The organism is Prevotella sp. P4-119 (assembly GCF_002251345.1).
In the GTDB taxonomy this organism is placed as follows: Bacteria; Bacteroidota; Bacteroidia; order Bacteroidales; family Bacteroidaceae; genus Prevotella.
The window spans coordinates 1-12,556 of record NZ_NPJB01000102.1 but is presented as its reverse complement, the minus strand read 5'-3'; the positions used below and the strand labels follow the sequence as shown (position 1 = coordinate 12,556).

Here is a 12,556-nt window from a genome sequence, read left to right as displayed (position 1 = left end):
GAAATTAATTTCTGTATTTGTACCATTGTACGTTGCAAATATACGAATAATAATGATATGTTCCAAATTTTTTGGGGTTTATTTTTCATCATGTCACATGACAGGTCAATATCATCAATCCCAAGCGTTACAGTTGACAGTTGACAGTTTCCAAAAACGAATTTTTGCGTTACAAATAACAGATAACAGATAACAGATAACAGTTTTGGAAAAGAAAAAAACAGGGAAGATTCTGTGATTGTACCTACTCATTATCTTCTTCTTGAAATCTTACTGATTGCTCGTAATGTACCGATAATCAATACTAATTGGAATGGTAAAATGACGAAAGAAACAAATTAGGAACAACAAAATCAAGAAACCCCAAAATGAAAGCATGAGAAAACATAAATTAACACTGAAAACAATGATAAATTTCCGATTTTGACATTTTAAGAACATGGCAAATAGAACAAATATTTATGAACGCATATATGTATCTTGCCATGTTGGGAAATCAATTGCTTAGTCCCATTTTTGCAGATTATATTTCTATTTTGTCTAAATTACGACGGAATACAGCAGATATTCAAGGGATTTGGATGGATTATCACGATAAAATATTATTTTTGTAGCGTAAAAACGATAAAAACATGAAGTTAAATCGCATAAGAGCAGTCTTAGAGGACAAAGGGATAAGCCAAACATGGCTTGCAAAGAAGTTAGGAAGGAGTTTCAGTACGGTCAATGCTTACGTATGCAACCGTTCTCAACCCAACCTTACAACGTTCTTGAAATTGCACAGTTCTTGTCTGTGGATATGAAAGAACTTATCACGGACAAAAAGGAACGCAATGATTGAAGAGATTATGAGAGACAAAATAATATCATAGCATCATTTTGTGGATAAACTAAAATATAGTATTTGCAAAATAAATTGAACTTTTCTCATAAGAAAAGAAATATACTATAAGAGTTCATATCTCTCTACATGTTAAATTATTAATTGCTGATAACTATGAGACTGAAGCCAAAACTCCTCAATGCAATAATATTAGGATTGACAATGTTCCTTTCAATGCAAACCACTTGTGCTGCTTGCAACCCATCAATGGCCATTCAGCAAAAGAAAGTGGCAACTGTTGGCAAAAAGAGGGTTGCCATTAGCAAAAAGAGAGTTGTCAAGAGCAAGAAGAGAACCTATCGCAAGGCTTCGGCGCGTAAATATTCGCATAGGGAACTGAACGCCATTATGCGGATACTTGAGCGGAAGTTCCTGTCGGAAGACAAGACCCCGGCCTTGCGAAATGTTGTTGGATTTGGAATGGGATCCAACTCCATTGATGTTGCGCTCCGTTGGAACACGAAGGAGAAGCAGCTGGAGTTTCGTAGGCAGATTTACAACTCGCCCGCCATCAGGTTTGAGGGCAAGTTGGACCCTATCATCGACAACAGGGAAGGCGTGAGCACCTACCAAGGCATCTCCCTCAAGGCGGAGAAGCCTTCCTATCCATTGGGCACCACGGAAATCAGATTCACGATTACCAACCATAGTGGCGAGGAATTTGTGTATGGCGATGCCTATAGCATCACAGCCCAAGGAGCGGATGGCAATTGGTTTGTTGTGCCCACCGATTGCTCGTTCACGGCCATCGGTCATGTTTTAAACGATGGTCAAAGCGGCACCATTACTGCCCATCTTTTTCCCGATATTCTTCCCAACAAACCAGGCGTTTACCGCTTTTTTTATGAGGATAGCATAGATGGTGAGAAGGTGCCTTTCATGGCAACCTTTGAGTTGAAGTAAATAAAAAGAAACGATGTCACAGGGACAGGTCATTGACATCATGACTTACAATTCTTACAGCTTACAGTATTACAGTTTTCGGAAAGGAAAAATAGGTTTCGCGAGGACAGGGACTGTTTCTTGGACAACGCTAATTCACACCAGGCGTTACAGTTTGACAGTTGACAGTTTCTGAAAACGAATTTTTTGCGTTACAATCCTTACAGCTTATAGTATTACAGAAGAAGTATCTATTATTAGTTGATTATCAGTATTATACGCTCTAAACGGTAGAAAAGTGACCGTATGGATTCTGATTAGATACGAAAAGGTGAATATTTAACGTATTAAACTTATATAAAAAATCATATTTTCTGGTGGCTAAAGGATGGCTATGTCGAAATTATTTTATAATTTTGCACTTTAAAAGTTTGATGAAAATCATGAAGAAATTCAATGGGCACAGACAATAACCTCCAAATACTGCAACAGCCAGAAAGTGCAGTTCTCTTCAATGACGTATGCCTTATAATAGATCAGGCAAGGCGGCATGTGGCAACTTACGTCAATGTAGAAGCGTGCTTGATGAACTGGCATGTTGGTAAGCGCATCAAGGAAGATGTACTTTACAATCAGCGTGCAGAATATGGCAAGCAGATACTCAAGAACCTGTCAGTAAAACTGACTGAAAGGTATGGCACAGGATGGGGAACTGAGAAACTGAAACATTGTGTACGCAGTGCGTACCTTTTTTCGGAGGATGACATTATGTACGCAGCGCGTACCCAATTGACTTGGACGCATCTACGCTCTCTAATGTCACTCAAAGATTCTCTCGAACGTCAATTCTACATGGAGATGTGTCGTATAGAGCATTGGGACACCCGTACGCTCGACGAGAAAATAGACAGTCAGCTATATCAGCGAACAGCCATCAGCCAGCGTCCAGAGGAAGTGATAAGGCGTGAGCTCAAGGAACTGAGGGAAGAGGACACACTGAACCCAGATATAGTCTTCCGCAGCACGTACTTCCTGGATATGCTGGGGTTGCCCGATGTTTTCTCAGAGAAAGACCTTGAGAACAGCATCCTCAACCAGTTGCTTGAGTTTATCAAGGAACTGGGCAGTGACTTTACCTTCGTGGATCGCCAGAAGCGCATCACCGTAGATTCCGAGGACTACTTCATCGACCTCCTCTTCTTCCATCGCGGTTTGCGTCGTCTTGTGGCGATCGATCTCAAGCTTGGCAAGTTCAAGCCAGCATACGAAGGACAGATGCGACTGTATCTGCGATACTTGAACAAGAACGACCGAAAACCCTGGGAGGAAGAACCAATCGGTCTTATCCTCTGCAGCGAAGGCAACACGGAACACATTCAGTATTTCATGCTTGACGATGATAGCGACATTCGCGTTGCGCAGTACTACACCGAGCTCCCATCGAAGGAGTTACTTGCTGACCGCCTACAACGAGCCATCGCCATTGCACGCGAACATCAAATAGAGAACAAATAAGCGTAAAATGACACTCAGCCATTCATATAACATATCTCTTAGTCTTAAAAAGAGTTCTAACGTGCTGATACCCACCGTTTTAGGGGGTGTATTGCGCGCAGCGTAACTCGCATAATTATAGATAGATACAAAGCCTTCCAGAGGTGCTTTCGGGCATCTTTGGAAGGCTTTGCTATGTCTATAGGCTCGATGACGAATGTCATCAAGACGATACCAAGGATAGGCTCGATGACGAATGTCATCAAGGTTAACATATATGGAAATCAGGAGGTAAAACGCTTAACTATGCGGTAGGCTTGCAAGGCTCAATGTTTATTTATAATTTTGAATATGCAACATAGACGTAAATGTAAAATCACATAAAAGTAAAAAACAATGTTATTAAAATGAAATGTCACAGGGACAGGTCAACGACATCAAGAATAATACACTGGTAGATGTCACAGTGACAGGTCATTGACATCATGACTTATAATTCTTACAGCTTACAGTATTACAGTTATTGAAAAGGAAAAATAGGTTTCGGATTCTTAAAACACGAGGACAGGTTTCTGTTTCTTAGACCATGCCAATTCACACCAGACGTTACAGTTTGGCAGTTTTCTATAACCTGCTCTTTGCATCTGCTCCAGCACCAGTTCCCTTATACTTGCTGTTTGCCGTATTGAAACGATAAGAGAGGCGAAGCTGGACGCATGGAGAATTGTAATCATTGTTCTGGCTGTGGATGAAGTTGCCATAGTCGGTGCATACGTGTTCCTTTGTCTTGTTTAGGATGTCATTCCATGCAAGACGGACGTTGAGTGCATCGTGCTTGAGAAACGACTTGCTGACTGCAAGATTAAGACTATGTTTCGGTTTGGTAAACTTGTACATCACGTAGTCAAAGGGCGATGTGTATTGATAGTCAAGATCAATCAGCCATCCCTGCTTCAACTTGAATGAGTTGTTTGCCTGAACAAAGAACATCGGGTCGTTACGCTTGACTACACGCGTACCTGTTGATTCACGCGGGTCGATAACGGTTGTATTGAAGTACTGTTTCTCCATACCTGCGGTGTAGCGTGGATTCCATATGCCAAAGGTTGGTGATGCATTGAGATAGATGTTGAGTTTGCGGACAGTCTCCTTTGCGTTGGAATACTTTACCATAGCAGTGCAGTCATCGTCGTATGGATAGCCGAGCTGGTAGATGGCATTGTCAACCACTTCGTATGCTCCGGTAAGAGTGAGCCATCGCCAGTTGGCATTAAGCGAGAGTGTGTTCTGTATCTCGTTAAGAAGCGTAGGGTCGCCCGTCTGATACATGAACCGGTTGTTGTACTGAAGCTCTGTACTTAGCTGGTCATATCGTGGTCGCTTGATTTTTGTGGTATATCCAAGATTTACACTTACAGGACCAATCTTGGTTGATGCGTTGAATGAAGGAAACCAGTTGTTATGTGTCCTGCTGATATTATCCTTCGGGCTACATTCGTTGGTGTATTCGAAATCAACATGCTCATATCTTATGCCAGCCACTACCTGCACATACTTGAAAGGTAAGGCATATTCAGCAAAGCCAGAGATGTTGTTCTCGGTAATCTTAGCTTTCGACGAAGGAATCTCCGTCTTGGTAGAATTGTATTCCTGCTTTGCGGTGACGTATGTCTCCTCTGTTCCAATCTTAAACAATCCTTTCCAGATGGGGTAGGATAGTACAAGTTTTCCTGCGCCCATTCGTGCTACTCCATCGGATAAGTTCTCAATGAATGCAGGGTCGTTCTGACTGTTTTCGTTCACGTTAGTTTCCTTTTTGTAGCCCGAGTTGCTGAAGTCCGCATTGAAATTCACATGCAGTTTATTGATATTCCCATCGTAGTAGATATTGCCTGTAAAGGTGTGAGAAGAAGGTGTGGTGGTATGGGATGTGGAATGAACAATGTCAATCAGCTCGTCGTTTGCATATACATTGTCCTCAAAGACGTTATCTTGATTACCAAACAGCATTCCGCCATAGTTCATCTTCATTCCAAGAGAATGGTTCTCATTAATCTGCCAGTTCAATCCGAGATCGCCGCTTATTCCGCTATTGTGACCATTGAAAGCGAAAGGACCTTCCATCAGGTTATGCTTCACGCTGCCATCAGGCATCTTGACGAATGTGTTACCACTCATTTTGTCACTTATCTGATAGCTGTGCTGATTGTAATAGACAAGTTTCCCAATGATATCCCAACCGCCTGTACGATAGTTGAGGTCGAGAACCGACCATGACGGGTCGAAATCATGATTGTCGTATATGTGTTGCTGAGCCTGACTCGTAAGCGCATAACTGAAACCATCTCCCTGTCGCTTTACAGTGCGGATGCGCACTACACATCTCACCTCGCCGCCATATTCGGCACCGGGATTGCTTACCACGTCTATCGACTTGATGTCTTCCGACATAAGGTTGCGGAGCTCAGAGTCGTCGTTCACCTTTCTTCCATTTATATAATATACAGGTGTGCCACGTCCAATCACTTCCAGACTACCGTTCTTGGTAATCATTCCAGGCACTTTGGCAAGCACCTCAAGCGAATTGCCCGCATGTTCAAGTATCGACCCCTCGATGGTAGTTACCACAGCATCGCCTAGGAGCTTTGTCTTCGGACGAGTCTTGCTGACAACGATTTCATTCAGCAAGCTAGCTTCAATCTGCATCTTGATTGTCTGTGATGTAGTGAATGCAGAAACTGGCAGGTTCTTCGTTCTATATCCTATGGAGGAAATCTGTATGAAGTCGCCCGCATTCTTTCTTTCGATGCAGAACTGTCCCTTCGCGTCAGTTATGCATCCTGCCACGATGGAAGAGTCGGGAAGGGAACGGAGTGAAACTGTGGCAAACTCCATCGGTTGTCCTTCCTCGTCAGTTACTCTTCCAATAAGATTCTGTGCACTCAGTTGGCATATTGTTGCCAATAAGATAATGATACATGTTGTTACTCTTTTCATGATTGATAAGTTTTATATTCGCTTATTTGACGCGATGAAATCATGTTTGGTTGCAAGGTCTCGCATTTTGATGTCACAGGGACAGGTCATTGACATCATGACTTATAATTCTTACAGCTTACAGTATTACAGTTATTGAAAAGGAAAAATAGGTTTCGGATTCTTAAAACACGAGGACAGGTTCCTGTTTCTTGGACCATGCCAATTCACACCAGACGTTACAGTTTGACAGTTGACAGTTTCCCAAAATGAATTTTTTGCGTTACAAATAACAGATAACAGATAACAGTTTTGGGAAACGGTATTTTTTGGGGTAGCCTGAAGGCTAGATGTTTTGGAGTAGCGAAGACAGAGTGAGAGCTCCATTTCATGGCACCTTTTCTCGCCATGGCAGAATTAAAGCGAGCTTTATTCTGCTCATCTGGCTTAACGAAAACGTTCGCTTTCACTATGCTGAGTCACGACAAAACAAACCATAGGTAAATCTTTGGAGGAAATCTTTTTTAAGATGTTGCTTCGCAAGAAATCTGTTTAAGTTCCGTTAAGATCCGATGATGATAAAGAGCCTTGAAAAAAATCTTTTGGAAAACGAACGTTTTCGTTAAGCCAGATGAGCAATGATGAGCTTGCTCAGTCATTGCCATGGCGAGAAAAGGTGCATGAAGTGAACCATTCGATGAGGTGTCGTTACTCCTGATTCAAGTCATGTCAAAAGTCAGTGTCGGACAGTTCTGGCGACAAGTCCTTTAATACTATCTATGTATCTTTTGATAACTTACTCAACTTTCTGAAGTGACACAATGTATAAGGGGTTTAAAATAACTTCCGAAAGTTGTGTCACAGATTATAATCAATCATCATCAATCAATAATCAACCTAATCAGAGCCTTTGGCTCTTAATCTGTGCCAATCTGTGCTAATCTGTGGTCTGAAAAACCTGACTATGCTCTGAGTCTTTTTTGTCCACAGATTATCACAGATTTTTAAATATCAAAGATATTTTAATTATCACAGATTATCACTTCAGAAAGTCGAGTAACTTATTATTATTCTCTGTGCCTCTGAGTCTCTGTGTTCAATAATAACTTTTCCTTTACCACAGAGGTGTTGTTGCGCGATACGGGGATGGGTTTGTCTGTACCGAATATCTGCAGCTGATAGGCAGAGTTGCGATTAGACATCGACACGACGAAGTTGAGATTGACGATGAAGGCGCGATGACACTGCACCATAAACGGTTCGCTGCCAATACTCTCCATAATCTGCTTGAGCGTGATTCGCATCATCTTGTGGCGCACCTCGTCTGATTCCATATAACATATATTGGCATAGTTGGACATCGACTCTACATATATTATATTAGAGGGAGGAAGAATGAGTGTGCTGTTGCCCGTGGCTCCCACGAGGTGGCACTGGCGCACTTCCTCGCAGGGAGTATTGTCGCTTGTTTCATCCTCCTTTTCTGTCTGTTCGGCAATGGCTTTCTGCCGTTCCTCAAGCAGGGCATTGATGGTGCGCACCTCTTCGAGCTGATGGCGCAGATGCCAGTTGCGGTTGCGCACGTAGGTGCCGATATACAAGAATATGCATGTGGCTGAGACGTAGTATATGTAGTCAAAGAAATAATCAAGGTGAAATTGTTCGTCGTACCACCAGGGTTCGATGGGATTATTGTAGAAGAAGAATCCCCCGAAGAGAGTGAGTGCGAGGGCGAGGATGGGGATATTGATAAGATAGTTGACGATAGAGTTGCGATGGACAGTGTTGAGCGGCAACTTGGGGTCCATGGGCATGTGGAGAATGTGGGCAGTGAATATACAGGTTATCATACTGACCGCAATGGTGATGACACTCTGTGCGAGGAAGAACAGAGGGCGACCTTCGTGGATAGTCTCGACATTGAATGGCATGGTGAGCCATAACAAAAGGAATACGAATATGCCGGCATACACGCTTTCGTGAATGATGCGGATGTTTATTGGTTCTTTTAATCGTCTTTTCATCATCGTCATAATTTCAAAAACGATTGCAAAGATACACCATTTATCCCATATTTCCACATATTTGGGACAAATGGTAGGGATATGTGACGAATGGAAGACGTAATATCCCATTTCCTCTGCCTTATATCCCACGCCATTGCAGAATCCAAATATCCAACGTAACTTTGCAACGGAAAATTTTTAATGAACAAAGATATGACGACATTGAAATTATGTTTGGCGGCACTCGCCGCAATGTTGGGAGTGGCAACAGCCATGGCCCAGACGGAGAAGAAAGATTCGGTTGACTACTTGCTCAACCTACAGGAGTTTGTGGTGAAATCCACTGCTCCGCGAACAAAGATGAGAAACGGTGCGATGGTCACTCGCATTGTGGGTTCGCCATTGGAGTCGGCGGGTTCGGTTGAGGACATGCTCTCGCGTGTGCCTGGTATGATGCGTATGGGTGGTCAGTTGCAGGTGATAGGAAAGGGTTCACCTATTTATTATATTAATGGACGAAAGGTGCAGGACCTTGAGGAACTGAAAAGATTGAGAAGTCAGGATATACGTGAGGTGGAGGTAGTAAATAGTCCGGGAGCTGCATACGATGCCTCGGTGAACGCCGTGGTGAAGATAAAGACGCGTCGTCAGCAGGGCGAGGGGCTCAGTGGACGATTTGACGTGAGCGATGAACAGGCATTGAAATCGGGCAACAACAACCTGACGTCCACCCTCAATCTCAACTATCGTCATGAGGGACTTGACTTCTTCGGCGGTGTGACATTCCAAAACGACTATCTCGATGGTTATAGGTCTCTGCTCGAGCAGAACACATACCTCAAGCAGAATACAAACTCAATTGTTTCCCATACCCAAACCGGTTATACCCAATCCGACCAGAAATTTTCGCGTATGTTCTTCAACGCCGGAGTCAACTGGCAATTTGACGATGACAACTTCATTGGAGTGAAGTTGGAGAGAGGTATATGGTTGAAAAACCGCTACTGGTTTGCGATGGAGGAAGACGTGCTGCGCAATGGTGTGAAGGAGGATTACCTAAAGTCGGAGAGCGACATCAAATACAAGAATCCGAATACAATGCTCGTCAATGCATATTACAATGGAAAGATAGGCAAATGGGGTATTGACGCCAATGTGGATTACTACTCGCAATGTGACAAGAATGACAATCATGTCAACGAGCAGGCAATGTCGGGTATGCGCACCGTGGAGTCGATGACCGAGAACAAGAGCCACCTCTTTGCCGCGCGACTTATTGCCGAACATCCTCTTTGGACAGGCAAACTGCAGTTGGGTGGTGAAATGACCACCGTGTGTCGCGACAATGACTATCGCATCAGCGGTGTGGATAATATCTTCGATAGGATGTCGAATGTGAACGAGCAGAACTATGCCGCTTTCTTCGAATATGGCATCATGATACCCAAGGCAGGAATGTTGACTCTCGGAATGAGATATGAGCATGTGGCATTCGACTTCGATGATAAGACCGACCCATCGCGCTCGGTGAAGAGAAATCATGACGATTTCTTCCCCTCGTTATCTTTCGGCACTCGCCTCGGAACCGTGGAGATGCAACTAAGCTATGGCGTAAAGACCACACGCCCGTCATACTATCAGTTGAGAAGCGAAATCGACTATGGCAGCAAATACACACTGCAGACGGGTAATCCTCTGTTGGAAAACGAGATACGCCACACCCTCGACCTCTCGGGACGATGGAAATGGATAGCCTTCAATGTCAACTACCTGCATATCAAGGATGCCATATACGACTGGACATCGCCCTACGACGACAATGGAGTGGTTATGATTGGCATGGTGAACTTCGACCGTCCTATCGACGTGTTCTGTGCCTTCGTGAACTTATCTCCCACAGTGGGAGTGTGGACCACGAGCAATACAGTGGGAGTGCAGAAGCAGTGGCTCTCGTTTAATCTCGACGACCCGCGCGAGGCAACAGGCAAGCGCCATGTCACTTACGACAAACCGATGCTGATATTCAACAGTGACAATGCCTTCAGACTGAAACACGACTGGCAGTTGGAACTCAACTCGCAGTTCTATAGCAAAGCCCACTACCGCAACGTGCGCCTGCTGCAGGCATATTGGAACTTGACTGCCGCAGTGCAGAAATCATTCCTAAAGGACAAGTCGCTCGTGGTACGCCTCTCATTCTGCGACATATTCAACACGGCAAAGCAGGATGCGGTTATCGACCTCGGCAACTATACGCTGAAGCAAGGCGACGTATTTGGAGAGGGACGCGGCAACTACAGTTTCCATCGTGTGGCACTGTCGGTGCGCTATGCCTTCAATGCCACCAAGAGCAAGTATAAGGGCAAAAGTGCAGGCGAAGCGGCAATCAAGCGCATGTAAAGATGTCACAGGGACAGGTCATTGACATCATTATTTTGTAGTAAATCGTTGACGTTTATCGTCTAATGAATAAAAAAATATTTGTTTCACATTTTAAAACGAGATGATTATGATAGTAACAACAACGCCCACTATTGAGGGGCATCCAATTAGAGAGTATAAGGGTTTGGTGACTGGTGAAACCATCATTGGCGCCAACTTCGTGAAGGACTTCTTTGCCGGCATCCGCGATATCGTAGGCGGACGCAGTGGCTCATACGAGAGCGTATTGCGCGAGGCCAAGGACATAGCATTGCGCGAGATGCAGGAGCGTGCACAGATGATGGGAGCCAATGCCGTCGTAGGTGTCGATCTCGACTATGAGGCTCTCGGGGCCAACGGTTCGATGCTGATGGTGACGGCAAGCGGTACTGCAGTAGTGATATCTTCGTTTGTTGAATAACTGATACACGATTACACAAGCATACTTACCTAGTATTATGGTACGACTGAATTATCTTGATAATCTGAAGGTGGCATTGACCTTCTTGGTTATATTCCATCATGCGGGACAAGCGTATGGTGACGGTGGCGAGTGGGGATATACTCCTTCAAATCCTGCGGAGGTGATGCCTTGGATATGGCATTTCTTCTCTACTAATGCTGCGTTCTTCATGGGGTTGTATTTCTTCATATCAGGGTATTTTATAACTGGCAGTTATGACAGGCAGGGATTTGGCACCTTTGTCAGGAAGAAAATACTTCGTCTCGGAGTTCCATTGTTGTTGATGGGTGGTCTTTTGACATCCGCTACAGGAAAAGTCGAGATAGCCCACATGTGGTTTGTGGAAAGTCTTTTGATATTCAGCTTCTTCTATGCCGTAGTCAGGAAAAGATGCCCGGCAATATCTAAAGACTGCGACTCACGACCGACGCTAATAGGACTGTTTATAGCAGCATTGGTTATGGGCATCGGTAGTTATTTCATTCGTCAGGAGAGTCCACAAGATCATTGGATTAGTCTTAGTATATGGACATTTGAACCTGCCCACTATCTTCAGTATGTCATGATGTTTGTATTGGGCATACTTGCCTATCGATTTGACTGGCTCGACAAGATGACCAAGACGACGGGTGTTGTGGCATTGTTGATAGGTGGAGCATTGGCTATAGGAAACTATGTCCGACAAGACGGTGAGTGGAATGATTTCGTTTGGCAATGGTTTGGAATCTATGAGTCGCTGATGTGCGTTTTCATCAGTTTTGGCTTGTTATGGCTGTTCCGCGAGAAAGTCAATATGGGCAATAAAGCACTCTCGTGGCTTTCGGCCCAGAGCTATGGGGCATACATTGTCCATTTGCCGTTGATGATTTGTATTCAGAATATGTTTGATGGTGTATGGATGGGAGCCTTTGGCAAGTTTATGTTCGTCGGTGTTGTCTCAACTGTATTGTCATTCGCCTTCACATGGTTATTGCGCCTGTTGCCGGGAGTGAAAAGGGTTTTATGAATGACGATGTCACAGGGACAGGTCATTGACATCATGACTTATAATTCTTACAGCTTACAGTATTACAGTTTTTGAAAAGCAAAAATAGGTTTCGGATTCTTAAAACACGAGGACAGGTTTCTGTTTTCTTAGACCATGCCAATTCACACCAAGCGTTACAGTTTGACAGTTGACAGTTTCCCAAAATGAATTTTTTGCGTTACAAATAACAGATAACAGATAACAGTTTTGGGAAACGGTATTTTTTGGGGTAGCCTGAAGGCTAGATGTTTTGGAGTAGCGAAGACAGAGTGAGAGCTCCATTTCATGGCACCTTTTCTCGCCATGGCAGAATTAAAGCGAGCTTTATTCTGCTCATCTGGCTTAACGAAAACGTTCGCTTTCACTATGCTGAGTCACGACAAAACAAACCATAGGTAAATCTT

At 43.8% G+C, this 12,556-nt stretch carries 7 protein-coding genes and 1 pseudogene; 6 read left to right on the top strand and 2 right to left on the bottom strand.

Features of this window, described 5'->3' with window-relative positions; translation table 11 throughout:
- The first annotated feature begins 632 nt into the window (after positions 1-632).
- From CIK89_RS12635 to CIK89_RS12625, 3 genes and pseudogenes are all read left to right on the top strand, one after another.
- A pseudogene (locus CIK89_RS12635) lies at positions 633-841 on the top strand (helix-turn-helix domain-containing protein).
- Between the two features lie 156 nt (positions 842-997).
- Positions 998-1,786, top strand: coding sequence for an immunoglobulin-like domain-containing protein (locus CIK89_RS12630; protein ID WP_144007179.1), 789 nt, complete (start codon positions 998-1,000; stop codon positions 1,784-1,786).
- Positions 1,787-2,221: 435 nt separating this feature from the next.
- Positions 2,222-3,280 (top strand): YhcG family protein, encoded by a 1,059-nt coding sequence (locus CIK89_RS12625; RefSeq protein ID WP_094391713.1) that lies wholly within the window; start codon positions 2,222-2,224, stop codon positions 3,278-3,280.
- A 603-nt stretch (positions 3,281-3,883) separates the two neighbouring features.
- On the opposite strand, the gene CIK89_RS12615 is transcribed toward CIK89_RS12625, so the two are convergent.
- Positions 3,884-6,256, bottom strand: a complete 2,373-nt coding sequence (locus tag CIK89_RS12615) for an outer membrane beta-barrel protein (RefSeq protein WP_094391711.1) — start codon at positions 6,254-6,256, stop codon at positions 3,884-3,886.
- 1,046 nt (positions 6,257-7,302) lie between these two features.
- Positions 7,303-8,268 (bottom strand): LytTR family DNA-binding domain-containing protein, encoded by a 966-nt coding sequence (locus tag CIK89_RS12610; RefSeq protein ID WP_158215033.1) that lies wholly within the window; start codon positions 8,266-8,268, stop codon positions 7,303-7,305.
- 186 nt (positions 8,269-8,454) lie between these two features.
- On the opposite strand from CIK89_RS12610, the gene CIK89_RS12605 reads away from it, so the two are divergent.
- The 3 genes from CIK89_RS12605 (at position 8,455) to CIK89_RS12595 (ending at position 12,131) form a co-directional block, all read left to right on the top strand.
- A complete protein-coding gene (locus CIK89_RS12605; RefSeq protein ID WP_158215032.1) occupies positions 8,455-10,641 on the top strand; it encodes an outer membrane beta-barrel family protein in 2,187 nt (728 codons plus the stop codon).
- A gap of 109 nt (positions 10,642-10,750) precedes the next feature.
- A complete protein-coding gene (locus CIK89_RS12600; protein WP_094391715.1) occupies positions 10,751-11,083 on the top strand; it encodes a heavy metal-binding domain-containing protein in 333 nt (110 codons plus the stop codon).
- A 37-nt stretch (positions 11,084-11,120) separates the two neighbouring features.
- Complete coding sequence (locus CIK89_RS12595; protein ID WP_094391708.1) at positions 11,121-12,131, top strand: acyltransferase; 1,011 nt, start codon at positions 11,121-11,123, stop codon at positions 12,129-12,131.
- The last annotated feature ends 425 nt before the right edge of the window (positions 12,132-12,556 follow it).

What these genes read in the sequence shown, in the direction of transcription:
- CIK89_RS12615 (WP_094391711.1), bottom strand. Translation starts at nt 6,256, where the DNA reads ATGAAAAGAGTAACAACATGTATCATTATCTTATTGGCAACAATATGC.
- CIK89_RS12625 (WP_094391713.1), top strand. Translation starts at nt 2,222, where the DNA reads ATGGGCACAGACAATAACCTCCAAATACTGCAACAGCCAGAAAGTGCA.
- CIK89_RS12600 (WP_094391715.1), top strand. Translation starts at nt 10,751, where the DNA reads ATGATAGTAACAACAACGCCCACTATTGAGGGGCATCCAATTAGAGAG.
- CIK89_RS12630 (WP_144007179.1), top strand. Translation starts at nt 998, where the DNA reads ATGAGACTGAAGCCAAAACTCCTCAATGCAATAATATTAGGATTGACA.
- CIK89_RS12605 (WP_158215032.1), top strand. Translation starts at nt 8,455, where the DNA reads ATGACGACATTGAAATTATGTTTGGCGGCACTCGCCGCAATGTTGGGA.
- CIK89_RS12610 (WP_158215033.1), bottom strand. Translation starts at nt 8,268, where the DNA reads ATGACGATGATGAAAAGACGATTAAAAGAACCAATAAACATCCGCATC.
- CIK89_RS12595 (WP_094391708.1), top strand. Translation starts at nt 11,121, where the DNA reads ATGGTACGACTGAATTATCTTGATAATCTGAAGGTGGCATTGACCTTC.